Origin of the sequence: Bacillus sp. THAF10, assembly GCF_009363695.1 — a bacterium.
Taxonomy (GTDB): Bacteria; Bacillota; Bacilli; order Bacillales; family Bacillaceae_I; genus Sutcliffiella_A.
This window is the reverse complement of record NZ_CP045403.1, coordinates 2,695,417-2,719,605: the sequence shown is the minus strand read 5'-3', so window position 1 is coordinate 2,719,605 and position 24,189 is coordinate 2,695,417. Positions and strand designations below refer to the sequence as shown.

Annotated in this window: 26 protein-coding genes; 25 read left to right on the top strand and 1 reads right to left on the bottom strand. The window is 38.8% G+C overall.

What is annotated here, in order from left to right:
- Positions 1 to 114: 114 nt before the first annotated feature.
- A complete protein-coding gene (gene deoC, locus FIU87_RS14280; RefSeq protein WP_152445213.1) occupies positions 115 to 786 on the top strand; it encodes a deoxyribose-phosphate aldolase in 672 nt (223 codons plus the stop codon).
- A 215-nt stretch (positions 787 to 1,001) separates the two neighbouring features.
- Here the strand turns inward: deoC and FIU87_RS14275 are convergent, their stop codons facing one another.
- Complete coding sequence (locus tag FIU87_RS14275) at positions 1,002 to 1,922, bottom strand: Na/Pi symporter (RefSeq protein WP_253905427.1); 921 nt, start codon at positions 1,920 to 1,922, stop codon at positions 1,002 to 1,004.
- Between the two features lie 67 nt (positions 1,923 to 1,989).
- On the opposite strand from FIU87_RS14275, the gene FIU87_RS14270 reads away from it, so the two are divergent.
- From FIU87_RS14270 to FIU87_RS14155, 24 genes are all read left to right on the top strand, one after another.
- Positions 1,990 to 2,553 carry a flavin reductase family protein gene (locus FIU87_RS14270; protein ID WP_152445212.1) on the top strand — a complete coding sequence of 188 codons (564 nt, stop codon included), beginning with the start codon at positions 1,990 to 1,992 and terminating at the stop codon, positions 2,551 to 2,553.
- Positions 2,554 to 2,706: 153 nt separating this feature from the next.
- Positions 2,707 to 2,880 (top strand): 30S ribosomal protein S21, encoded by a 174-nt coding sequence (rpsU, locus tag FIU87_RS14265; RefSeq protein WP_010196218.1) that lies wholly within the window; start codon positions 2,707 to 2,709, stop codon positions 2,878 to 2,880.
- A gap of 21 nt (positions 2,881 to 2,901) precedes the next feature.
- Entirely contained in the window at positions 2,902 to 3,345 is a 444-nt protein-coding gene (locus tag FIU87_RS14260) for a GatB/YqeY domain-containing protein (protein WP_152445211.1), read from the top strand.
- A 190-nt stretch (positions 3,346 to 3,535) separates the two neighbouring features.
- A complete protein-coding gene (locus tag FIU87_RS14255; protein ID WP_152445210.1) occupies positions 3,536 to 4,870 on the top strand; it encodes an NfeD family protein in 1,335 nt (444 codons plus the stop codon).
- Positions 4,871 to 4,890: 20 nt separating this feature from the next.
- Positions 4,891 to 5,883: a flotillin-like protein FloA gene (floA, locus tag FIU87_RS14250; protein ID WP_152445209.1), complete on the top strand. Its 993-nt coding sequence runs from the start codon at positions 4,891 to 4,893 to the stop codon at positions 5,881 to 5,883.
- A gap of 65 nt (positions 5,884 to 5,948) precedes the next feature.
- The gene (locus tag FIU87_RS14245) at positions 5,949 to 6,563 is read left to right on the top strand and encodes a hypothetical protein (RefSeq protein WP_152445208.1); all 615 of its coding nucleotides are present in this window, start codon (positions 5,949 to 5,951) and stop codon (positions 6,561 to 6,563) included.
- A gap of 123 nt (positions 6,564 to 6,686) precedes the next feature.
- A complete protein-coding gene (gene yqfC / locus FIU87_RS14240; RefSeq protein WP_152445207.1) occupies positions 6,687 to 6,971 on the top strand; it encodes a sporulation protein YqfC in 285 nt (94 codons plus the stop codon).
- A 15-nt stretch (positions 6,972 to 6,986) separates the two neighbouring features.
- A complete protein-coding gene (gene yqfD, locus FIU87_RS14235; RefSeq protein WP_152445206.1) occupies positions 6,987 to 8,177 on the top strand; it encodes a sporulation protein YqfD in 1,191 nt (396 codons plus the stop codon).
- A gap of 3 nt (positions 8,178 to 8,180) precedes the next feature.
- Entirely contained in the window at positions 8,181 to 9,146 is a 966-nt protein-coding gene (locus FIU87_RS14230) for a PhoH family protein (protein WP_152445205.1), read from the top strand.
- A 65-nt stretch (positions 9,147 to 9,211) separates the two neighbouring features.
- The gene (locus tag FIU87_RS14225) at positions 9,212 to 11,407 is read left to right on the top strand and encodes an HD family phosphohydrolase (protein WP_152445204.1); all 2,196 of its coding nucleotides are present in this window, start codon (positions 9,212 to 9,214) and stop codon (positions 11,405 to 11,407) included.
- Entirely contained in the window at positions 11,404 to 11,886 is a 483-nt protein-coding gene (gene ybeY / locus FIU87_RS14220; protein ID WP_152445203.1) for an rRNA maturation RNase YbeY, read from the top strand. Before FIU87_RS14225 ends, ybeY begins: the two co-directional genes overlap by 4 nt.
- A complete protein-coding gene (locus FIU87_RS14215) occupies positions 11,861 to 12,259 on the top strand; it encodes a diacylglycerol kinase family protein (protein WP_152445202.1) in 399 nt (132 codons plus the stop codon). The genes ybeY and FIU87_RS14215 overlap by 26 nt, the downstream gene beginning before the upstream one ends.
- A gap of 109 nt (positions 12,260 to 12,368) precedes the next feature.
- Entirely contained in the window at positions 12,369 to 12,767 is a 399-nt protein-coding gene (locus FIU87_RS14210) for a cytidine deaminase (RefSeq protein WP_152445201.1), read from the top strand.
- Positions 12,760 to 13,677, top strand: coding sequence for a GTPase Era (gene era, locus FIU87_RS14205; protein WP_152445200.1), 918 nt, complete (start codon positions 12,760 to 12,762; stop codon positions 13,675 to 13,677). Before FIU87_RS14210 ends, era begins: the two co-directional genes overlap by 8 nt.
- Positions 13,678 to 13,825: 148 nt before the next feature.
- On the top strand, positions 13,826 to 13,966 hold the full coding sequence (locus FIU87_RS14200) for a YqzL family protein (protein ID WP_152445199.1): 141 nt from the start codon (positions 13,826 to 13,828) through the stop codon (positions 13,964 to 13,966).
- 131 nt (positions 13,967 to 14,097) lie between these two features.
- On the top strand, positions 14,098 to 14,862 hold the full coding sequence (recO, locus tag FIU87_RS14195; protein ID WP_152446580.1) for a DNA repair protein RecO: 765 nt from the start codon (positions 14,098 to 14,100) through the stop codon (positions 14,860 to 14,862).
- 304 nt (positions 14,863 to 15,166) lie between these two features.
- Complete coding sequence (gene glyQ / locus FIU87_RS14190) at positions 15,167 to 16,054, top strand: glycine--tRNA ligase subunit alpha (protein ID WP_152445198.1); 888 nt, start codon at positions 15,167 to 15,169, stop codon at positions 16,052 to 16,054.
- A complete protein-coding gene (gene glyS / locus FIU87_RS14185) occupies positions 16,047 to 18,128 on the top strand; it encodes a glycine--tRNA ligase subunit beta (RefSeq protein WP_152445197.1) in 2,082 nt (693 codons plus the stop codon). Before glyQ ends, glyS begins: the two co-directional genes overlap by 8 nt.
- Before the next feature lie 216 nt (positions 18,129 to 18,344).
- Positions 18,345 to 18,974 carry a transcriptional regulator CcpN gene (locus FIU87_RS14180; protein WP_152445196.1) on the top strand — a complete coding sequence of 210 codons (630 nt, stop codon included), beginning with the start codon at positions 18,345 to 18,347 and terminating at the stop codon, positions 18,972 to 18,974.
- A 16-nt stretch (positions 18,975 to 18,990) separates the two neighbouring features.
- Positions 18,991 to 19,800, top strand: coding sequence for a pyruvate, water dikinase regulatory protein (locus tag FIU87_RS14175; RefSeq protein ID WP_152445195.1), 810 nt, complete (start codon positions 18,991 to 18,993; stop codon positions 19,798 to 19,800).
- A gap of 255 nt (positions 19,801 to 20,055) precedes the next feature.
- Complete coding sequence (locus tag FIU87_RS14170) at positions 20,056 to 20,526, top strand: YaiI/YqxD family protein (protein ID WP_152445194.1); 471 nt, start codon at positions 20,056 to 20,058, stop codon at positions 20,524 to 20,526.
- Between the two features lie 30 nt (positions 20,527 to 20,556).
- A complete protein-coding gene (dnaG, locus tag FIU87_RS14165; protein WP_152445193.1) occupies positions 20,557 to 22,368 on the top strand; it encodes a DNA primase in 1,812 nt (603 codons plus the stop codon).
- A gap of 45 nt (positions 22,369 to 22,413) precedes the next feature.
- On the top strand, positions 22,414 to 23,538 hold the full coding sequence (gene rpoD / locus FIU87_RS14160) for an RNA polymerase sigma factor RpoD (RefSeq protein WP_152445192.1): 1,125 nt from the start codon (positions 22,414 to 22,416) through the stop codon (positions 23,536 to 23,538).
- A gap of 117 nt (positions 23,539 to 23,655) precedes the next feature.
- On the top strand, positions 23,656 to 24,183 hold the full coding sequence (locus FIU87_RS14155) for a hypothetical protein (protein ID WP_152445191.1): 528 nt from the start codon (positions 23,656 to 23,658) through the stop codon (positions 24,181 to 24,183).
- The last annotated feature ends 6 nt before the right edge of the window (positions 24,184 to 24,189 follow it).

Genomic DNA, 24,189 nt, shown 5'->3' with positions numbered 1-24,189 from the left:
TTTTTTGTCGTGTATAAATAATTTGACGGAAATACTAAGTTTGTACTCGCAAAATAAAAACAAACATGTTATGATGTTAGAGGTCAGACCTCTTAACTTGAAAGGAGTATTATTATGCACACAAACATTGGAGAAATGATTGATCATACATTATTAAAACAAGACGCTAAAAAAGAACAAATTGAAGTCCTTTGCCAAGAGGCTAGAGAATATAATTTCGCATCCGTATGCGTTAACCCAACTTGGGTGAAAAAATCAGCTGAGTTACTTGAAGGTAGCAACGTAAAAGTTTGTACAGTTATTGGTTTCCCTTTAGGAGCAAACACTCCAGAAGTAAAAGCATTTGAAACAACAAATGCAATTGATAACGGTGCAACAGAAGTAGATATGGTTATTAACATCAGCGCTTTAAAAGACGGAGATGACGAGCTTGTTGAGCGCGACATCCGTGCAGTAGTAGAAGCTGCAAAAGGCCGTGCTCTTACAAAAGTTATCATCGAAACTTGCTTGTTAACCAATGAAGAAAAAGAAAGAGCATGCCGTATTGCTGTAAAAGCGGGAGCGGACTATGTGAAAACTTCTACTGGTTTCTCTACAGGTGGAGCAACTGTTGCTGACATTGCCCTTATGAGAAAAACAGTAGGACCAGAAATTGGTGTGAAAGCATCTGGAGGCGTTCGTGACGCAAAAGGTGCAGAAGAAATGATCGAAGCTGGCGCAACACGTATCGGAGCAAGCTCTGGTATCGCAATCGTAAAAGGCTTAACTGCAGACAGCGACTATTAAGATGATGAAAAGCACTTTCCATGTTGGTGGAGAGTGCTTTTTTTGCATTAGTGGTGCTTAGGTGAAATATCAGCCGAAATGAAGATTTATCAGCCAAAATAGCTTGCTTATCAGACACTCGACAACTTTCAACGGAATTCTTTACGTTTCTTAGCGTATCTTACACTCATTTTTTTAGTAACGACAAGCCAGCACCTCAGTCGCTCACTCCAGAACTACCCATGCACCCGCTCCACAAACCGCGCAAACGGCCGTACAAACGGCAACGCGAGCAACGAACAAAGGATATTAAACAATAAACTTGAATGCGCTAACTGGACGTCCGCACTCGAAGATAAGAGTTCAACAAATCCACTCAAAAATGGAATGAACGGATAAAACAACGCGACCCCCAACACATTTAACCAAATGTGCGCATAAGCCGTTAATTTAGCCTCCCGAATAGAGCCAATGCTTGCTAAAAACGCTGTCACACATGTCCCGATATTTGCGCCAAGCATAATAGCAATGGCGGCGGGCAGTGTCAACAAATCATGATTTAGAAAGCTCATGCTTATGCCTGTAGTCGCAGAACTTGATTGGATAATGCCAGTCAGAACAGTTCCGATGCCTACGCCAAAAAGGTGATGAGAATTTGTTCGTGTCAGCCATTCCTGTACTTCAGGAAAAGCAGCAAGTGGCATCGCTAGGGATTCAAAGCCATCCATTGCAATAAATAAACAACCTAACCCAAACAAAGCTGAGCCAAAGCTAAAAGGAAGCTTCTTTTTAGAAAATAAAAAAAGAAAGCCGATAACAAGCATCGGAAGAATGAAATGAGAAATGTCTATAGTGATTAATTCTGTAATGAATGTAGAGCCAATGTTACTGCCAAGCATAATGCCAATGCTTTGATAAAAACTTAAGTAACCAGCTGCAACAAGCCCAACTGTAATGACCATTACTGCCGAACTGCTTTGCAATACTCCTGTAATCACGATACCAATCATTAAGCCCTTCCAGGGTGAATTCGTAAATTTGGTCAGTATTCCCTTTGTTCTGTCTTCCGATAACTGAAACAGACCAGATCTCATTACTGTCATTCCAATTAAAAATATCGCTAAATAAATGGCCATTAACGTTATAATAGAAAACAAGCCCCATCACCTCTATCCAAATATATGGCGTGAGGTGGACAAGAATGACTGAAAAAGGAGCAGTGTGATGAGAAAATGGACAGAAAAGACCGTTATGCACAGTTATCCTGGTATGGTAGCACTCGTAACGTCATACTGGAATGGCAAGCAAAATATTATGGCTGCTGGCTGGCACACATATATTTCCTACGATCCTCCAATCTATGGAGTGGCCATTGCAAAAGAACGTTATACCCATCACTTAGTGGAGAACTCCAAAGCGTTTGCCATTAACTTTGTTTCTGAGAGGTTTGCTCACTATATTCAACAGAGTGGCACATTGAGTGGTAAAAAAGACAACAAATTCGAAGAGTTAAATCTAGAGTATGAAAAGGGAAAGACAATAGAAGCACCGATTTTAAAGGAAGCTTACATAGCTTATGAGTGCAAGGTGGTTGATCAGCGGACCTATGGAGATCATGATTGGTTTGTTGGAGATATGACTGGTTTCTATAAAGATGTTAATTTATTTACTCCTGATGGCTTGCCGGATTGGGAAAAACTTTCGATTCCCTTGTACCTTGGGAGGTCTCAATACCTTATTGCAAGCAAAGCGGCTACCATCTTAAACTTATATCGAAATAACATATAATGCAGATTGTTTACGTGGTTTTCTTGATAATTGTTGACCGCAAATAGTGAATATATTATAATTGGTAAGTACATGTTCTATACATGCTTTTTTGCATTTATAGGTCATGTTTTCTGAAAATGTTAGTGGTTGTTCTGGAGGGAGGGAATTAGAATGTCAAAAACAGTTGTTCGTAAAAACGAATCGCTTGAAGATGCTCTTCGCCGTTTTAAACGTTCCGTTTCAAAGACTGGTACGTTGCAAGAAGCAAGAAAGCGTGAATTCTATGAAAAGCCAAGCGTAAGACGTAAGAAAAAGTCTGAAGCTGCTAGAAAGCGTAAATTTTAACAAAAACAAGAGGGTGTAAGAATGAGTCTTCTCGAGCGTTTAAATAACGATATTAAACAAGCCATGAAAGATAAAGACAAAGAGAAGCTTTCCGTACTCAGAATGGTGAAGTCTTCGATTCAAAACGAATCGATCAAACACGGCAGAGACTTAAACCCTGAGGAAGAACTTACCGTATTGTCTCGTGAATTAAAGCAACGTAAAGACTCCCTCCAAGAATTTGAAAAAGCCGGTCGTGAAGACTTGGTTCATAAATTACAGGGTGAAATCGCTATTGTTCAGCATTATATGCCAGAGCAGATGTCAGAAGAAGAACTCTCGGGCATTATCATTCAGACGATTGCCGATGTGAACGCTTCTTCTAAAGCTGATATGGGTAAAGTAATGGGAGCATTAATGCCTAAAGTAAAAGGCAAAGCGGACGGTAGCCTAGTTAATAAGCTTGTACAACAACATCTTTCATAAAATGAACATAGCACCTTACCCACGTAAGGTGCTATTTTTACACCTTTTGCACATTTCCTTTCAACTCACATGTTTCCTCATTTTTTTCTCAAAAAAAATTTAATACATATGAAACTTTAAGGTAATATAAGCGTATTACCTATTGCATACCGCGAAATGAAAGGAAAGTGTTTTCGGAGAGGAGGACATTATGAAAAGAGTTCTTCGTATTAGTTATGTTAGTGCGATATTACTTGCTTTAATTTTATCTGTACTACCGCTTTTTCCTACGTCTGCTAGTAGTTCTGATAAGCTGGTACATGTAATTCCCATTGAGGGAAATGTGGAAAAAGGCTTACTTGCGTTTATAAATAGGTCTATTTCCACTGCTGAGGAAGAAGGTGCAGACTTAATCGTGTTTGACATCCATACTCCGGGAGGAGCAGTGGATGCAGCTACAGAAATTGCCAATTCCTTTCAAGGAACAAAGGTCAGAACGGTAGCATTTGTTAATTCTCAAGCCTTGTCTGCTGGTGCCTACCTGGCATTGTATGCAGATGAAATTTACATGACGCCAAATGCTTCCATGGGAGCTGCTGCCGTTATTACGGGTGATGGCAACGCGGCAGATGACAAAGCGCAGTCATTTTGGCTAAGAGAAATGCGAAATGCTGCTGAATCAAATGATCGTGACCCCAAATATGCGCTAGGGATGGCGGATAAGGAATTAAATTTGCCAGAAGTGGATGCTCCCAAAGGCTCTTTGGTTACACTAGGAGCAGAAAGTGCCAAGGAAGTGGGATATTCAGAGGGCACCTTTTCAAGCCTGGACGAATTGCTTGCAAGTTTAGGGTTTGAAGATGCAAAAGTGGAAACTGCTGAGGTTAGCTTTGCAGAAAGTGTGGCAAGATTTATTACCAATCCCATCGTTGTGCCGATCCTTTTATCCATTGGATCATTAGGTCTTGTATTGGAATTGTACTCCCCAGGATTTGGTATTCCAGGAGCCATGGGTATTAGTGCACTTCTACTATTTTTCTACGGTCATTTAGTTGCTGGACTGGCTGGAATGGAAACGATTCTATTGTTTCTCGTAGGTGTTGTGTTGATTGTAATAGAAATATTCGTTCCAGGAGGAATACTAGGATTGCTTGGACTGGGAGCTATAATTACAAGTTTTTTCTTAGCAACTGATGATATCGCAGGAATGGGGATATCACTATTAATTGCGATGTTAGTTACGATTATTGCAATGGTACTCATGTTTACGATATTCAGGAAAAGAATTCGTTTTTTTGACCGAATAATACTGAGAGACTCTACCAATACAGAACAAGGATATGTTTCAAATGTATCCAGAATTGAGATGGTTGGGATGGAAGGGGTCACCCTAACTCCATTAAGACCAGCTGGTACGGCAGTTTTTAACGAAGAAAGATTTGATGTGGTAACAGAGGGCAGCTTTATAGGAGCGGAAAAGAAAATTAGAGTTGTAAAAGCAGAAGGATCACGAATTGTTGTGAGAGAAGTTCATTCTGTTGATTAAATTTTAGGAGGAATTTTTACATGGAACCAGGTACTTTAATTATTTTACTAGCAGTAGTTCTTGGTATTATCTTTTTATCTGTACTTCTTACATTTGTCCCAGTGATGCTGTGGATTTCCGCATTAGCGGCAGGGGTACGAGTAAGTATTTTCACACTTGTTGGGATGAGATTAAGACGTGTTATTCCTAGCCGTGTAATTAACCCATTGATTAAAGCACATAAAGCTGGTTTAAATGTTTCAACTAATCAGCTTGAGAGTCATTATCTTGCTGGTGGTAACGTAGACCGCGTGGTAAATGCGCTAATTGCTGCACAGCGTGCGAATATTGAACTTACGTTTGAGAGAGCGGCTGCAATTGATCTAGCTGGCCGTGATGTATTAGAAGCAGTACAAATGTCTGTAAATCCTAAGGTAATTGAAACACCATTTATCGCCGGTGTTGCGATGGACGGAATTGAAGTGAAAGCGAAAGCACGTATTACAGTACGTGCCAACATTGACCGCCTTGTCGGGGGTGCTGGTGAAGAAACAGTTATCGCGCGTGTTGGTGAAGGGATTGTAAGTACCATTGGTTCTGCTGATAACCACAAGAAAGTTTTAGAAAATCCAGATATGATTTCGCAAACCGTGTTGGCGAAAGGTCTAGATGCAGGTACTGCCTTTGAAATTCTCTCTATTGATATTGCTGATATTGATATCGGGAAAAACATTGGTGCTGAGCTACAAACAGACCAAGCGGAAGCAGATAAGAAAATTGCCCAAGCAAAAGCGGAAGAGCGCCGTGCAATGGCTGTTGCGCAGGAACAAGAAATGCGTGCTCGCGTAGAGGAAATGCGCGCGAAAGTGGTAGAAGCGGAGGCGGAAGTTCCTCTTGCGATGGCCGAAGCATTACGTTCTGGTAACATTGGTGTAATGGACTATATGAACATTAAAAACATTACAGCTGATACAGACATGAGAGACTCTATCGGAAAAATGACAGATCAGCCTGAAGAAGACGACAAAAAATAATAGGTCAATAAAGGAGGAGCAAGTATGCTTCCTCCACTCCTCTAGGAAGGGAGGATGAAGATTCTTTGGAAGTTATTTTCGATATACTATCACAATACCCATGGTTAATAATTATCCTTCTCGGTATTTTTTCTAGCGTTTTTAAGAAGGATCCCGAAGAACAAAAGCGAAAACAGCAAAAGCAACGGCAACAAGGACAAGAAAAGAAGCAGACTATGCAAAAAAGGCAGGAGGATTATGAGGACTATAGACGTCAAAGTTCCCCTGCGAATACACCGTATGAACAAGCTCCGCCTAAAAGAGAAGAAAAACCTAAGTTTGATTGGGATATAGACATCTTTGGGGAAAGTAAGCTAGAAGAGCTTGAAGAAAAACTTCGAGAAAAAGTCAATCCTTATCTAGAAAAACTAGAAAAGAAAAAAGAACCGGTGCAAACGGTAATAAAACCGGCTTTAAATGAAATAAAAGAGCTACCGATTAATGCTCAAGAAATTGCAAAGGATAGTCCCATACTCAACCAGGATTTGAAGCTTTCAGAGGGCAAGGTGGTAAACACAAGCCTGAAGCTGAACCAAAAACGTGTGGTTGAAGGTGTGATGTGGTCAGAAATTCTCGGTCAACCGCGAGCGAGAAATCCACATCGCCCAGTCTATACACAATTTTCACCAAAGAGAAGATAAGCTTAAAAACCCCTGCTAAATGTCAGGGGTTTTCTGTTGTTTACTCTAATATATCTGGATAAAAAAATTCTGTGTTAAACCCCCTTTTCCCTTCATACATATGAAAGGAAAGGGGGTTTTTCCATGCTGAAGAAGCTTCGTTCCCGTATGAACAATTGGATGACCAACACAATGGAATTACCCGCAGATGTGATGATGGATCTGCCGCGGATTACGATGATTGGCCAAATACATATTTATATAGAAAATCACCGAGGACTATTAACCTTCAGCGATACAGAGCTTCGTCTATTGCTGAAACAAGGACAGCTTCTAGTAAAAGGAGACTCCTTTGTTATAAAAACTATTCTCCCAGAAGAGATTTTGTTGGAAGGAAAAATAAATCAAGTGATGTACCTGGAAGAATAAATTAGGAGGATACACATGAAAAATCAGTGGATAAACTTTTTTTCTGGCAATGTAAAAATTATCATTCAAGGAAAAGGTGTAGAAAGATTTCTTAATGACTGCACGCGGAAGGGAATTCATGTGTGGAATGTGAAAAAAATGGGTGCAGAAGCCTACACCTGTTATGTAATGTTAAAAGATATCAAGCCTTTGCGGTCACTGATGAAACATCAAGACTGCAGGTTTCGTTTCTTAACAAGAAAAGGACTGCCGTTTCTCGCGATGTATTCAATAAAGAATAGTGGCATTGTCGTCGGTTTATTTTTAGCATTCCTTGCTGTTTTTCTTTTGTCGAATATGGTGTGGGATATAGAAGTGAAGGGTGCTGAGCCAGCAACGGAGCATAAGATTATGCAAGAATTAGACAAGCTTGGTGTGAAGAAAGGGAAATTTCAATTCTTTTTAAAAGATGTTGAAAGTATTCAAAGATATTTAACGGACACAATAAGTGAAATTACCTGGATTGGTGTTGTTTTAAATGGGACATCCTACCATTTTGAAGTGGTGGAAAAAAATGAGCCCGAAAAACCAGAGGCTTTATCGCCAAGAAGCTTGGTAGCAAGTAAAAAAGCCTTAATCTCAAAAATATACGTAGAAAAGGGACAACCTTTAGTGCAGGTAAACGACTATGTGAAAGAAGGGCAGGTTTTGGTCTCAGGCCTCATTGGGCGGGAGGATAACAAGAAGTCGATTGCAGCCGTTGGTGAGGTGTTAGGGGAAACCTGGTATTTGTCACAGGTGGATGTACCAATAAAGACGACCTTTACTGTTTTAACTGGAGAAGTATATCAAAAGCACTACTTGAAATTGGGGAGCTTTAAGCTTCCAATTTGGGGTTTCTTTGAACCAGAATATGCTGAAAAAGAAGAATTCGAAGCAGAACGACCTTTCTTCTTTTTGAAATGGAAGCTTCCTATTTCTTATGTGGGTAAAACTATTCATGAACAAGAGGTAACAGAACGTGTTTATGATGAAGAGGAAATTGTGGAAAAGGCCCTTGAAATTGGGAGACAAGATCTCTTCGCCAATAAGTTAGACGAAGATGCCATAATTAAAGGTGAAAAAGTTTTGCGCACAAATAAGGAGAATGGTAAAGTAAGGATAGATATACATTTTCAAGTTATTGAAAGTATCGTCAAAATCGAACCAATTATTCAAGGAGACTAATGAATGTCAGAAGAACTAGTGATGATGAATCAGCAACTGAATAATCCAAACGAAGCAATTGCTCTTTTTGGGAACCAGGATGTTCACTTGAAAAGAATGGAGCAAGAGCTAAATGTGTCCATTGTGACACGTGGTGAAACCGTGAATGTTTCAGGTGATGTAAAACAAGTGGAAATAGTGGATCTAGTTTTACAAAATCTGCTTGAAGTCATTCGTAAGGGTGTGAGCATAGGAGAGCGTGATGTTATCTATGCGATTAGCCTTGCAAAAGAAAATAAACTTGATTCCTTCCAAGAGTTATACGACGAAGAACTAACTAAAAATGTAAAAGGTAAATCAATTCGAGTAAAAACCTTAGGGCAACGACAATATGTAGCTGCTATCCGAAAAAATGACCTTGTGTTTGGAATTGGTCCAGCGGGAACAGGAAAAACATATCTAGCAGTGGTGATGGCGGTAACAGCTTTGAAAAATGGACAAGTAAAACGCATCATCCTCACAAGGCCAGCTGTCGAAGCGGGGGAAAGTCTTGGATTTTTACCAGGAGATTTAAAAGAAAAGGTGGATCCTTACTTACGTCCATTATACGATGCTTTACATGATGTTTTTGGTTCCGAGCATACACAACGATTAATAGAAAGAGGCACAATCGAGATTGCGCCTTTAGCATATATGAGAGGCAGAACATTGGATGATGCTTTCGTTATTTTGGATGAAGCCCAAAATACCACAGCTGCTCAAATGAAAATGTTCCTTACAAGGCTCGGTTTTGGGTCTAAAATGGTGATTACAGGCGATATTTCCCAGGTAGATCTACCAAAAGGAATGAAATCAGGTCTTGCTGTGGTAAGAAACATTTTAAATAACACATCTGGCATCCGCTTTATAGAACTTGAACAATCAGATGTTGTTCGTCACCCGTTAGTAGCGAAAATTATTTCAGCATACGAGAATTTAGACAAAAATTAAAGCCCCTTAATTGGGGCTCTTTCACTTGTATTGAGAAAGTTATTTGTGGAGGGGGAAGAGGAAACGTGAAAAAAAAGCCTAAGCTAAAGAGGTTTTCATTTGAAAATCTAAATAGCTTTAAATTTTATCATCTGATCATTTATTTTCTACTAGGGCTTATTATGTTTAGTCTAATATTTAGCAATGTGAAGCCAGAAGAAATAAATGTAGAGCTTTTTTCACAAGCAGAAAAAACCATTGTTGCCCCGCATAGCTTTGAGGATAAAGAGGCAACTGCCATTTTGAAACAAGAAGCAGAAGATCGAGTTCCTAATCAATTTGTTCGTGACAAAGATATAGCCAATCAACAAATCGCACAAATTGAAAATCTGTTTACCGTGTTTAGAGAAACTCAGGCAAAAGCACAAGAACTTGCTCAAAAAGCAGCAGAAAACGCTGCTCAAGAAGATAATGAAAGCTCTGAACCTGCTGCTGAACCAGTAAAAATATCAGACAAAGAACTACTCAAGTTGTTCAAAGATAACTTAGGTGATCAACTTCCTGTTAAATGGAAGGAAGCACTGACGGATGATAATATTTTATTTCTGCTAAACTTCAAGTCTGCAGAGCTTAGGCAGTTTGAAAATGCATCGATTACAGCAATTGCCAATGCCATGTCTAGAGATATTCAAATTGAAGAGCACCTTACAGAAGCCAGAAATAGCGTGAGAACGGAACTCTCTCAATCAGGTAACATACCTAGTGTTATTATCAATTTATCTAGTATTGCCGTAATCAATAATGTCATCTATGATCCAGCCTTGACTCAGGTGAAGAGACAGGAGGCAATGGATGCTGTTGAACCAGTGAGAATATCACAAGGAGATACAATCGTAAAAGCAGGGCAATACATTGACCGTGACACGATTAGATTATTAAATACAGCTGGTTTTGGAGATCAGTCTAGTGTTTCCCCATTTATAGGTCTAGGTATCATCATTTCTATAATGGTCGTTGCGATTGAATATCTCTTTAGAAAAGTAGATATCAGCATTCACAGTAAGAATACCTATCTGACGATGTACCTTCTAATTTTTAGCATTACCCTCATCCTCATGAAGGTATTCAGTCTTTTTCAATCATTAAATACAACAGAAATAGGCTATATTGCACCTGTTGCCATGGGAGCTATGCTTATTAAGATGCTGATTAATGATAGAATTGCGATTTTATCGAGCATTATATTCGGTATCTGTGGCAGCTTTATTTTTAACCTTGTACCTGGTGCGATGAATTATTCTGTTGGAACGTATTTAATTATCTCAGCAGTAGCATCTGTATTGTTTTTAAATCAACATAATCGCCGTTTGACGATTCTGCAAACAGGCTTATTCGTATCATTAATAAACGTAATAACAGTTGTTGCTATGGTTCTACTAACCAATAAAGACCTCTCAGGTATGACGGAACTTATGGAGCTTGGAGTCAATGGAACAATGGCTGTTGGTTCAGGGGTAGTTTCTGCCGTCCTTACCATAGGAATCCTGCCGTTTTTTGAAGTAGGGTTTGGCATGCTTTCAACGATGAAGCTTTTAGAGCTTTCTAACCCAAATCATCCGTTACTTAGAAAGATTTTGATGGAAACACCTGGTACATATCATCATAGTGTAATGGTTGCAAACCTATCAGAATCTGCTTGTGAAGCAGTAGGGGCAAATGGTCTACTAGCTCGTGTGGCTTCTTATTACCATGATATCGGGAAGACAAAGCGACCGAATTATTTTATTGAAAATCAAATGGGACAAGTAAACCCACATGATAAGCTCCCACCTCAAACAAGTAAAAATATTATCATTGCCCACGCAACAGATGGTGCGCAATTATTAAGAGATCACCATATGCCAAAGGAAATAGTCGATATTGCTGCACAACATCATGGAACGACTCTTTTGAAATACTTCTATCATAAGGCAAAGGAACAAAATGAGAATGTATCAGAAGAGGAATATCGCTATCCTGGACCAAAGGCATCATCAAAAGAGGCTGCCATTGTCGGTACAGCTGACAGCATTGAAGCAGCGGTAAGGTCATTAAATAACCCAACTCCCGATAAAATTGAAAGTATTGTAAAAGCTATTATTAAAGATCGTCTTCAGGATGGTCAATATAGTGATTGCTCTTTAACCTTCAAGGAATTAGAGGAAATTGGAAAGTCTTTCTGTGAAACTCTGCAAGGCATCTTCCACTCTAGAATAGAATACCCAAAAGGAGATGAAGAATGATGATCCAAATTGATATGCATGATGAAACGTCCACATTAGTTGAGGAACAAATGCAAGATGTGGAAAAGCTTCTCCTTTTTGCAGCGGAAAAAGAAGGAGTACAAAGTGGGGCAGAGGTTTCTGTTACCTTTGTGGACAATCATAGAATACAGGAAATAAATCGAGACTACAGAGATAAAGATAAACCAACAGATGTCATTTCCTTTGCGATGGAAGAATTAGGCGAAGGGGAGTTAGAGATCACTTATGAAAATGAGCAAGGTGCCCCGCGCATGCTAGGAGATATCATTATTTCTGTTCCAAAAGCAGAAGAGCAGGCATCGGAATATGGCCATTCTTTAAAAAGAGAATTAGGCTTCTTAGCCCTTCATGGACTCTTACATTTGTTAGGATATGACCATGAAAATGAAAGCGATGAAAAAGAAATGTTTGATAAACAAAAGGAAATTTTAAATGACTATGGACTCCAAAGATCCTAAACCGAAAAGTTTCCGTGGCTCTTTTGGTAAGAGTTTTCAATTTGCATTAGAAGGCCTTCAACATGTTATTAAAACGGAACGAAATATAAAAATTCATATATGCATTGCTTTTTTGGTTATCCTGTTATCTTTATTCTTTCAAATAACCACAACCGAATGGGCGATCGTTTTCCTCGTCATTGGAATGATGGTTGTCATAGAAATCTTTAATACTGCCATTGAAAATGTGGTGGATTTAGTAACAAAGGAATATCACCCGTTAGCAAAGATTGCCAAAGATGTAGCAGCATCAGCTGCCTTGGTTTTCGCTTGTATCTCTTTTATAATTGGTGTAATCTTATTTAGCCCGTACTTACTGAATATTTTTAAATAAATTGAAAATTTTAAATTTTTATTTAATTTTAACGTGATTTACTCTCGAAAATAAGGTAAAATATAAGTAACGCGCACCTGAAGCTTACAGAAGAAAGGAAGAAACAACATTGAACAACGAAGCTTTAATCAAAGAAGCCAAAACAGCAAGAGAACTAGCCTATGTACCCTACTCCAAATTCAAAGTAGGGGCAGCCTTACTCGGTAAAGACGGAAAGGTCTATCGCGGATGCAATATTGAAAACGCGGCATATAGTATGTGTAACTGTGCGGAAAGAACTGCATTATTTAAAGCGTATTCAGAGGGTATTACGGAATTTGATGCGATTGCAGTTGTAGCAGATACAAAACGACCTGTTCCACCTTGTGGGGCTTGCCGTCAAGTTATCTCAGAATTATGTGCACCTGAAATGAAAGTAATCCTGACAAATCTTCACGGGGATGTCCAGGAGCTAACCGTAGCTGAATTATTACCTGGAGCTTTTTCGCCGGAGGATTTAGATGCATAAACTAGACAACACAAATTTCAAATCTGGATTTGTCTCGATTATCGGCAGACCAAATGTTGGGAAATCTACATTTCTAAACAGAGTAATCGGTCAAAAGATTGCCATTATGAGTGACAAACCCCAAACAACACGTAATAAAATTCAAGGTGTATATACCGAAGATAACGCACAAATTGTATTTATTGACACACCAGGAATTCATAAACCTAAACACAAATTAGGCGATTTTATGATGAAGGTGGCGCAAAACACGTTAAAAGAGGTTGACCTTGTCCTATTTATGGTTAATGCAAAAGAAGGGTTAGGCAGGGGAGATGAGTTTATTATCGAGAAGTTAAAGGAGACATCTACTCCCGTTTACTTGGTGATAAACAAGATTGATGATATTCATCCAGATGAATTGCTGCCAATTATCGAAACGTATAAATCCTTGTTTCCTTTTAAGGAAATTGTTCCTATATCCGCTCTTCAAGGAAATAATGTTGAAACCCTTCTCGAGCAAATTAAAGGTTTTTTGCCTGTCGGGCCTCAGTACTACCCTGCCGATCAAGTGACAGACCATCCTGAGCGATTTATTGTAGCAGAACTAATTCGTGAAAAAGTACTTCACCTAACAAGAGAAGAGGTTCCGCATTCCATCGCTGTAGCTCTTGATTCCATGAAAAAACGCAATGATAAAGATATTGTCGATATCCAGGCGACCGTTGTTGTGGAAAGAGATTCTCAAAAAGGAATCGTCATTGGTAAGCAAGGCAAAGTATTAAAAGAAGTTGGACAAAAAGCGAGAGCGGATATCGAAGCCTTGCTGGGTTCGAAAGTATTTTTAGAGCTGTGGGTGAAAGTTCAAAAAGATTGGCGCAATAAACAATCACAACTCCGAGATTTCGGTTTTAATGAAGAGGAATATTAATACAAAAAAGACGAGCGTAAGCTAGCTGAGATGTAGTATAAATTTACAAAATTTATCTAACATGTTTTGGCCCATCAAAGGTCATCATAGTCATATAGGAATTGGAATAAGCATGCTGGTCTTTATAACAGAAAGGGTGGGATTTACAATGTTGGATTTTACCTGGAAAGTATTCAAAGAAACAGGTAATATTGATACCTATCTTCTTTTTAAAGAGCTTGAAAAGGATTTTGTGGAGTTACCCGAACAAACTGAAGAGCTAGCAACTCGTGACTTACCAATTTCATAATAAACGATGACTGATGGCTTCTAAGGCAATCTACGCAGACTGTAGATTGCCTTTTGATTTATATCACTTTAAAATAAATGGTATACCAACTTCTGCCCTTAGGAAGTTCGATTGATTGGAGTGGAAGAAAGTTGCTACACAAATGTGAAGGGATAGTCATTCGTACGAATGCATATGGAGAAAGTAATAAAATACTCACCATCTACTCAAAAGAACTCGGGAAGGTAGGAGTAATGGCTAGAGGTGCTACAAAACCGAGCAGTCGATTTACTGCGGTTTCACAGCTTTTTTCACATGCAACATTCGTTTTTCAAAAGGGTCGTGGGTTAGGAAGTCTTCAGCAAGGTGAAATTTTGGAATCGATGCGATCGATTCGAGAAGATATTTTTCTTACCGCTTATGCTTCTTATGTGGTGGAACTAATGGACAGAGTAACAGAGGAAGGCAATAAGAATAGCGCTTTGTATGAGCTTTTGTATCAAACCCTCCATTACATAGACGAAGGCTTTGATCCGGAAATTCTTTTGTTTATTTTTGAATTGAAGATGTGTGATCGACTTGGAATAACGCCTCAGCTTAATTGCTGTGCGTCCTGCGGGGCAACGGAGGGAAGCTTTGCATTTTCCATTAAAGAGGGTGGCTTCCTTTGCAATCAATGCTTTCATAAGGATCCACATCTTATAAAAATAAGTCCTGCAACGCTAAAGATCCTTCGAGCATTTTATTATTATGATTTAAGTCGTATCGGCAATATCTCTCTCAAAGAAGAAACAAGAAAAGAAATTCGTTTTGTTTTAGATGAATATTATGAGGCTTATTCAGGCATTATGTTAAAATCAAAACGTTTTCTAAATCAGATAGGAACCATGAAGGCAAATTTCGATAAAAAAAATTGACTTTGCTCAAAAAATCATATAATATCCAAATTACATTCATAAAGTTTGCGTTGAAGGAAAAGAGTACTTATCACAACCCGATTCAAGCGAACCTGGGATAGTGCGAGCCAGGAAATATGGGCGATAAGGAAGGCGTTCCTGAGCAAAACGGTCAAAGTGGTAGAAGTGGTTTCACTTCTACAAATAGGGTGGAACCGCGGGAGAATCTCTCGTCCCTATGCTAACAAAAAGAGTTGGCATAGAGACAAGGGATTCTTCTTTTTTGTTTCGGCCAACACAAAAATGAAAAGGAAGGTGTGCCAGAATGAATATTCAAAACATGATATTAACCCTACAACAACATTGGTCAGAGCAAGGCTGTATTCTCATGCAAGCCTATGATGTGGAAAAAGGTGCAGGGACCATGAGTCCTTACACATTTCTTAGAAGTATCGGTCCTGAGCCTTGGAATGTCGCATATGTAGAGCCATCCAGAAGACCAGTTGATGGTAGATATGGAGAGAATCCTAACAGACTTTTTCAGCACCATCAATTCCAAGTTATTATGAAACCTTCTCCTGATAATATCCAAGAGTTATACTTAGAATCTTTAGTGAAATTAGGAATTGACCCGTTAAAACATGATATTCGCTTTGTAGAAGACAACTGGGAAGCACCAACACTCGGGGCATCCGGCTTAGGATGGGAAGTGTGGCTTGATGGAATGGAAATCACTCAATTCACTTATTTCCAACAAGTGGGAGGACTGGAATGTAAACCGGTATCTGTTGAAATAACGTATGGAATGGAACGACTAGCTTCCTACATTCAAGACAAAGAAAATGTTTTTGACTTAGAGTGGACAGAGGGCTTCAAATACAGAGATATCTTCTATCAACCTGAAGTAGAGCATTCGAAATATACGTTTGAAACGTCCGATCCAGAAATGCTGTTTACCCTCTTTGATATCTATGAAAAAGAAGCACACCGTCAAATGGAACATGGACTTGTCCATCCTGCCTATGACTATGTATTAAAATGCTCACACACGTTCAACCAGCTAGACGCAAGAGGAGCAATATCTGTTACTGAAAGAACAGGCTATATTGGTCGTGTGCGTAATTTGGCGAGGAAGGTTGCAAGAACCTTCTATGAAGAAAGAGAAAAACTAGGATTCCCTATTTTGAAAAAGGAGGAGAATTCACATGAATAAGCGCGACTTTCTATTTGAAATAGGATTAGAAGAAATGCCAGCAAGATTTGTAACGAACTCCATGAATCAATTAAAAGAGAAGGTCAGTGCTTGGCTACAAGAAAATCAGCTGTCATATGACAATATCCACATGTACTCTACACCAAGAAGACTTGCCCTTTTAGTAGAAGGATTGGCAGAAAAACAAGAAGACGTGACCCTAGAAGCAAAAGGACCTGCAAAGAAAGTAGCAATCACAGAAGATGGATCATGGTCAAAGGCTGCTCAAGGATTTACAAGAGGCCAAGGGCTTACGGTAGAGGATGTTTATTTTAAAGAAATAAATGGTGTGGAGTATGCACATGTGAAAAAGCATGTAACAGGAAAAGAAACGAAAGAGCTACTAAGTGAAATCTCTACTGTCGCAACTAGCCTTCACTTTCCAAAAAATATGCGCTGGGCCGATGAAGAGTTAAAATATGTACGTCCTATTAAATGGCTTGTTGCTTTGTTTGGCGAAGAGATTATCTCAGTAGAAATCTCGAAAGTGAAAGCAGACCGTCTATCCATAGGTCATCGTTTCCTTGGTGGGAAAATAGAACTCGCGACAGCTACTGACTATGAGAAAGCTCTTCTTTCCGAATATGTTATCGTAAACCCAGTAGAACGAAAAGAGGCCATAGCTCAACAGCTTGCGAACTTGAGTGAGGAAAATGGTTGGCATATCCCCATTGACGAAGATCTCTTAGAGGAAGTTAACAACCTTGTGGAATATCCAACCGCATTGTTTGGAAAATATGAGGAAGAATTTTTATCCTTACCTGAAGAAGTGTTAATTACCTCTATGAAAGAACATCAACGATATTTTCCTGTGAAAGCAAAAGACGGAAAGCTTCTTCCTTACTTTGTCACTGTACGGAATGGTAATCACGAGAATTTAGATACAGTAGCAAAAGGAAACGAAAAAGTACTGCGAGCAAGACTATCAGATGCAGCGTTCTTCTCTAAAGAAGATGAGAAACTTGTTATTGATGAGGCAGTCAAGAAACTCGACAAAATTGTTTTCCATGAAGAGATTGGTACAACCGGTAATAAAGTAAAACGTGTTGGAGCTATCGCAGCTGACCTTGCTGAACAATTGCAATTAAATGAACAAAGTCGTGCGCATTTAGAGAGAGCTTCGGCTATTTATAAATTCGACCTTGTCTCTCACATGGTATACGAATTTCCAGAGCTTCAAGGGATAATGGGAGAAAAATATGCCCTTTCAAAAGGAGAAAAACCAGAAGTTGCAACAGCAATCAATGAGCATTATATGCCACGTTCTGCAGAGGATCAAACAGCATCAACAGACGTTGGAGCTGTCCTTAGTATCGCAGAAAAACTGGATACAATTGCAGGTTTCTTTGCGATAGGTGTAATACCTACAGGCTCACAAGATCCTTATGCATTAAGAAGACAGGCATCAGGAGTCATCCAAACCTTATTGAATAAAGGATGGACGATCTCAGTTGAGCAATGCTTAGAGCTAGTCGTGAATCGTTTTGTGGAAGAGGGTATCGCTAAAAAATCCACAGAAGAAATCCTTCAAGAATTACAGACATTCTTTAAGTTACGAGTAAAATATATCTTATCTGACAGACAGGTTAGATATGATATAATCGATGCAATCCTTGAGCTGCCAATAGACAACGTATGTGCAGCGGTCAAAAAAGCGGAAATGCTCCATGAGAAAAAGGATGAGCCTGGTTTCAAAGAGACCATCGAATCCTTTAGTAGGGTATGTAATATCGCGAAAAAAGCGGAGGATGCAATCGAGATAGACGAAGCGTTATTTCAACAAGAGGAAGAACGTGCATTGTTTAGTGGTTACCAAGCAAAGAAAGATTCGGTTAAGAATGCAGCTTCCTCAGGAGACTATCAAGAGGTTTATGAGCAGCTTGCGTCATTAAAGCCATCCATTGATGAATTTTTCGAGCATACAATGGTGATGGCGGAAGATGAGAAAATCAGAGCAAATCGCCTAGCGCTAATGCAAAAGCTATCCAACTTAATCCACATCTTTGGAAATGTAAATGGAATCCTAGTAAAATAACGCAAAGCCATTTGCGGACACCTTATAAATTTAAGTTCAACAGCAAGAGGCTGACTTGCGAAAGAAACAGGAGTCAGCCTCTTTTCAATTTTTCCGTTTAAAAGTATAATTAGTATATATTATTTATAAATAGTATGTCATAATTACAAACACAGACAGAAAAATGATCATACATACGTTGGACAATGGCATATCCGTTTAAGGTGGTGAACGACAATCGAACTGAATAACAGACAAGAAACAATCTTGCAAATTGTAAAAGAACAGGGACCGATTACCGGAGAATCCATAGCAGATCAACTAAATCTGACCCGAGCAACCCTACGACCAGATCTTGCTATTTTAACAATGGCTGGCTATTTAGATGCCAGACCACGTGTAGGCTATTTTTACACAGGAAAAACAGGGTCACAATTATTATCAGATAAAATTAATAAAATCCAGGTAAATGAGCACCAGTCTATTCCGGTCGTCGTACATGAAAGTGTATCCGTATATGATGCAATTTGCACCATGTTTTTAGAGGATGTCGGAACGCTTTTTGTAGTAGACAAATTTTCTATCATCGTTGGTGTGCTTTCCAGGAAGGATCTTTTGCGGGCTAGTATTGGAAAACAAGAATTGACTTCCATTCCCGTAAATATCATCATGACGAGAATGCCAAATGTCACGTATTGCTTCAAGGAAGATTTACTTATTGATGTGGCAAAGAAGTTAATTGAAAAACAAATAGATGCTCTTCCAGTCGTGAAAGAGACCGACAAAGGCTATGAAGTAATCGGTAGAATTACAAAAACCAACATTACTAAAGTGCTTGTCGCCTTAGCACATGATGAAATAATATAAAGATTGGAGGAGAACGATGGATAAAAGAACGGTATATATCGTATCAGATTCGGTAGGGGAAACTGCAGAATTAGCAGTGAAAGCTGCCATCAGCCAATTTAATGGCGCAAATATTCAGCTAAAAAGAATTCCTTATGTAGAGGATGTTGCTACTTTATCAGAGGTTGTCTCGATTGCGAAACTAAACCAAGCAATTATTGCTTTCACCTTAGTTGTTCCTGAAATGAGAAGCCACCTTAAGAAGGAAGCGAGTCGAGAAGGAGTTCCTGTTTATGATATCATTGGTCCTCTTGTCGATATGATGGAACAAGAGTACAAAGTGAAACCAAAATATCAACCAGGCCTTGTACGGAAGTTGGATGATGATTACTTCAAAAAAATAGAAGCAGTAGAATTTGCAGTGAAATATGATGATGGACGGGATCCAAGAGGAATTATTAAAGCAGATATTGTCCTTGTTGGTGTATCTAGAACATCGAAAACTCCTTTATCGCAATATCTTGCACACAAGCGCTTAAAGGTGGCAAATGTTCCAATTGTACCTGAGGTAGACCCACCTGAGGAACTATACAAGGTCAATCCAGAAAAGTGCTTTGGTTTAAAAATCAGTCCTGAGAAATTGAATGATATTCGAAAAGAACGATTAAAAGCACTTGGCTTGAATGACAAAGCATCCTATGCAAATCTAGAAAGAATTAAAGAAGAGTTGGACTTTTTTGAAACTGTTGTGAATAAAATAGGCTGTGAAGTCATCGATGTTACAAACAAAGCAGTAGAAGAAACGGCTAACTTGATTGCCAATATTTATAGTAACCGTTTAAAATAAGGGCGCTTTTAAAGTGCTCTTTTTATTGTCTGTAAATAAGCAAAAGGACGGGTTAAATTAGTAGTAAATTTATAAAGTTTATATTATAATAAAAAATTGTGAGAAAAAATTACTCTACAAGGTTTAGAGTAGTGTATTATCGAATAAACTAAAACTAGCAATAAGTCAAGGGCGTTCCTAATGTTTTTTTCGACAGTAGCAAAAAAGATAGCGAAAAAAGAAGGTTTTTGGGAAGGGATGTAGAAACCATTTAACATGCAAAATAATCGCAAGTCTATGGTTTGGGTAGATGCGGATGCTTGCCCAGTTAAAGAAGAAATTAAAGTAATCAGCCATACATATAATACCGGTGTATGCTATGTAGCTTCTTATTCTCATTACAAAAACGATATAACCGATGAAACGTGGGTATATGTAGACAATGCAAAAGAATCAGCAGATTTGTATATTTTAAATCACGCTGTGAAACATGATGTAGTGGTCACACAGGATATTGGTCTTGCCAGTATGCTCGTTTCCCGAAACGTTTACGTTCTTTCTCCTCGTGGAAAACAGTATGAAGAAAGGGACATGGAAAAAAGCCTCCATATGAGATATCTTTCCGCAAAAGAGCGGAGAAGAGGGAACTATTCCAAAGGCCCAAAGGCTTTCACCAATAACGACAGAGAAAAATTTATCACTGCTTTCGAAAAAACTTTGTCGAAACTTGCAGGGATTCTCGATTAGAGAGAGAAATAGTAGTCACGGAGTGTTGTTATGAGTCGAATTCCTGAGCAAACCATTAACCAAATTAGACAATCCAGTGACATAGTGGATGTAATAAGTGAGTATGTACAGCTAAAAAAACAAGGTCGTAACTATTTTGGTTTATGTCCCTTCCATGGCGAAAGCACTCCATCCTTTTCCGTTTCGCCAGACAAACAAATCTTTCACTGCTTTGGCTGCGGAGCTGGAGGAAATGCCTTTAACTTTATCATGGACATAGAGGGAATTAGCTTTGTTGAAGCGGCTCAAAAGTTGGCTAAGTCAGCAAATGTGGCTTTGGATATACCTGAGGAAACCAAATCAACTCATGACGGAAAACAAAGCGACATAAAATGGATGATGGATGCACATGCGCTATTGCATAAATTTTACCATCATTTGTTATTAAATACAAAAGAAGGCCAAGAAGCTTACGATTACGTAACAGGTAGAGGATTTACAGATGAGATTTTGAAAAGGTTTGGTGTAGGGTACGCCTTAAATAGCTGGGATTTTGCATTAAAGTTCCTTACAAAGCGGGGGTATAGCTCTCAACTAATGGAAAAAGCAGGGCTATTAATAGAAAAAGAGCATACAGCTGAATATTATGATCGATTTCGGAACAGAATTATGTTTCCCATTCATGATCATAAAGGAAATGTAATTGCCTTTTCCGGCCGGGTTTTGGGGGAAGGAGAACCAAAATACTTAAACTCTCCTGAAACTGCCCTTTTCAATAAAAGTCAAATTCTCTATAACTTTCATCAAGCAAGACCCCATATTAGAAAGCAGGAGCAAGTGCTTTTATTTGAAGGCTTTGCTGATGTCATTGCTGCAGACGGTGCAGGGTTCTCTAATTCTGTAGCAACGATGGGAACATCACTAACAGAAGAGCATGCTCGAATACTAAGAAGGCATGTAGAGAATGTTACGATTTGCTATGATGGCGATCAGGCAGGAATGGATGCGGCTTACAAGGCTGCTGCACTATTAATTCAGCAAGGCTGTTATGTCAGAATCGCCATGCTCCCCGATAAGATGGACCCTGATGACTATATCCGAAAAAAGGGTGCTGATGCATTTAAACAGGATATAATAGGGGCAAGTGTCACATTCATGTCGTATAAGCTGAAATATCTTCGAAAAGGCAGAAACATGAAAGATGAAGGAGAGCGGATGCGATACGTGGAAGATGTACTAAAAGAAATTAGTATGCTTTCCAAAGCAGTAGAACGAGACCATTATCTCAGGCAGCTTTCAGAGGAATTCTCCATTTCCTTAGACGCCTTGAAGGAGCAACAGTTTCAGGTATACAAATCTTTCAAGCAAAAAAAGGAATATGGCGAACAAAATCGAATTACTATACCTAGTAGGCCAAAAGTCTTTACGCAATCTCTCAAACCTGCATATTTAAATGCAGAACGCTATTTATTGGCACATATGCTTAAAAACCGAGATGTTTCGGAAAAAGTGCAGGCATCCATTGAAGGAGCCTTCATTGTGGAAGAGCATCGGGCAATTGCTGCATATTTATATGCTTTTTACGAGGAAGGATATGAGCCTGATATCAGCATGTTCATGGAGCGCATTCCTGAACAGAACTTGAAAAAAGTCATATCAGAGCTTGGAATGCTAATGCTTGAAGAAGAACTTAGCGAAGCTGTGCTACATGATTACATGAAACAGGTGTTTAATTATCCAAAATTGTTAACAATAAAAGAAAAAGAGCAAGAAAAGAAACAAGCAGAAGCACAAAGTGATTACTTGGGTGCTGCAAAAATCGCGATGGAAATTATCCAAATGAAAAAAGAGTTAAAACAATAAATATACCTCTTTATCGCGTTTAATGTTGGAAGGAGGGGACATTTGATGCCTGAAAAATCAGCGCAATCAAAAGAGATGGAAACAGAATTAACCATCGACCAAGTCAAAGAACAGTTAACAGAAGTAGGTAAAAAACGCGGTGTCCTTACCTATGAAGAAATAGCCGAAAAAATGGCTGGCTTTGAAATAGAGTCGGATCAAATGGATGAGTATTACGAGTACCTTGGAGAACAAGGCGTAGAAATCATCAGTGAAACAGAAACGGATGAAGATCCGAATACTCAGCAGCTTGAAAAGGAAGAAGAATTCGATTTGAACGACTTAACGGTACCACCTGGGGTGAAAATTAATGACCCAGTAAGAATGTACCTAAAAGAAATCGGAAGAGTAGACCTTCTTTCTGCAGAGGAAGAAATTAATCTTGCCAATCGTATTGAAGAAGGTGATGAAGAAGCAAAACGTCGTTTAGCAGAAGCAAACCTTCGACTGGTTGTCAGCATCGCGAAACGATACGTTGGTCGTGGGATGCTATTTCTTGACCTTATTCAAGAAGGGAATATGGGACTCATCAAAGCAGTAGAGAAGTTCGATTACCGTAAAGGCTTCAAATTCTCTACGTATGCTACTTGGTGGATTCGCCAGGCAATTACTCGTGCCATTGCAGACCAGGCTAGAACAATCCGTATCCCTGTTCATATGGTCGAAACAATCAACAAACTAATCCGCGTACAGCGCCAATTGCTGCAGGACTTAGGACGAGAGCCATCACCTGAAGAAATTGCAGAAGACATGGACCTTACACCTGACAAGGTTAGAGAAATCCTAAAAATAGCTCAGGAACCTGTTTCACTTGAAACTCCGATTGGTGAGGAGGATGATTCTCATTTAGGAGATTTCATTGAAGACCAAGATGCCACATCCCCTTCTGACCACGCTGCCTATGAGCTGTTAAAAGAGCAGTTAGAAGATGTTCTTGATACTCTAACAGATCGTGAAGAAAATGTTTTAAGACTTCGCTTTGGTTTAGACGATGGGCGTACTAGAACCTTAGAAGAGGTTGGAAAAGTATTTGGTGTAACAAGAGAGCGAATCCGTCAAATCGAAGCAAAAGCGCTACGCAAATTAAGACACCCAAGCCGTAGCAAGCGACTCAAGGATTTTCTCGAATAGAATTTCAAATAAGGAAATAGTTTGCTTTAAAAGTAGACTATTTCTCTTTTTTTGCCGTTTGTAGATTTTTTAATATTCAGTATTCTGTCCATACACGTACATTAGGAGTGTTTTTAAGTGAACAAACAAAGAAAAGAAATCATTATTCACGAAATAGATTACTGGAAGAAAAATCGTCTGCTTCCAGAACAATATTGTGAATATCTTTTAGCACTTTATACAGAAGGGGAAGGGATTAATAAACGAACAACGCGTAAAAAAAACATATTGTTAAATAGCTTTGCTCTCCTTATCACGATGCTGGTGCCAATAACATTTCTTGTCATTTATTTTACTGAAATGCCAATCTTTTTGCAAATGCTCCTCTTAACTTTTTTTCTTATTATTTCTAGCTTAGGCTACATTGTTTTTAGAAAAGAGCCTTATATCGTACATATACCTGTTATTGTTAGTGCATTGTTGCTGATGATATTTTCAATAATATTTTTAGAAAAAAATACATACAGTGTGGCGATTACCTTTGCTGTGATCACGTTGCAAGCTTTAGCATGGTTTGTAATTGGGTTTTGGAAAAAATGGTATTACTTAAATATTGCATCGATTATCGCCATTATTATTCTCATTATAAAAATTATTTTAAAGTAATTTACA

Bases quoted from the DNA above. Each gene is read 5' to 3' on its own strand.
- deoC (WP_152445213.1), top strand. From the start codon at position 115: ATGCACACAAACATTGGAGAAATGATTGATCATACATTATTAAAACAA.
- FIU87_RS14270 (WP_152445212.1), top strand. From the start codon at position 1,990: ATGAGAAAATGGACAGAAAAGACCGTTATGCACAGTTATCCTGGTATG.
- rpsU (WP_010196218.1), top strand. From the start codon at position 2,707: ATGTCAAAAACAGTTGTTCGTAAAAACGAATCGCTTGAAGATGCTCTT.
- FIU87_RS14260 (WP_152445211.1), top strand. From the start codon at position 2,902: ATGAGTCTTCTCGAGCGTTTAAATAACGATATTAAACAAGCCATGAAA.
- FIU87_RS14255 (WP_152445210.1), top strand. From the start codon at position 3,536: ATGAAAAGAGTTCTTCGTATTAGTTATGTTAGTGCGATATTACTTGCT.
- floA (WP_152445209.1), top strand. From the start codon at position 4,891: ATGGAACCAGGTACTTTAATTATTTTACTAGCAGTAGTTCTTGGTATT.
- yqfC (WP_152445207.1), top strand. From the start codon at position 6,687: ATGCTGAAGAAGCTTCGTTCCCGTATGAACAATTGGATGACCAACACA.
- yqfD (WP_152445206.1), top strand. From the start codon at position 6,987: ATGAAAAATCAGTGGATAAACTTTTTTTCTGGCAATGTAAAAATTATC.
- FIU87_RS14230 (WP_152445205.1), top strand. From the start codon at position 8,181: ATGTCAGAAGAACTAGTGATGATGAATCAGCAACTGAATAATCCAAAC.
- ybeY (WP_152445203.1), top strand. From the start codon at position 11,404: ATGATGATCCAAATTGATATGCATGATGAAACGTCCACATTAGTTGAG.
- FIU87_RS14215 (WP_152445202.1), top strand. From the start codon at position 11,861: ATGACTATGGACTCCAAAGATCCTAAACCGAAAAGTTTCCGTGGCTCT.
- era (WP_152445200.1), top strand. From the start codon at position 12,760: ATGCATAAACTAGACAACACAAATTTCAAATCTGGATTTGTCTCGATT.
- FIU87_RS14200 (WP_152445199.1), top strand. From the start codon at position 13,826: ATGTTGGATTTTACCTGGAAAGTATTCAAAGAAACAGGTAATATTGAT.
- glyQ (WP_152445198.1), top strand. From the start codon at position 15,167: ATGAATATTCAAAACATGATATTAACCCTACAACAACATTGGTCAGAG.
- glyS (WP_152445197.1), top strand. From the start codon at position 16,047: ATGAATAAGCGCGACTTTCTATTTGAAATAGGATTAGAAGAAATGCCA.
- FIU87_RS14175 (WP_152445195.1), top strand. From the start codon at position 18,991: ATGGATAAAAGAACGGTATATATCGTATCAGATTCGGTAGGGGAAACT.
- FIU87_RS14170 (WP_152445194.1), top strand. From the start codon at position 20,056: ATGCAAAATAATCGCAAGTCTATGGTTTGGGTAGATGCGGATGCTTGC.
- dnaG (WP_152445193.1), top strand. From the start codon at position 20,557: ATGAGTCGAATTCCTGAGCAAACCATTAACCAAATTAGACAATCCAGT.
- rpoD (WP_152445192.1), top strand. From the start codon at position 22,414: ATGCCTGAAAAATCAGCGCAATCAAAAGAGATGGAAACAGAATTAACC.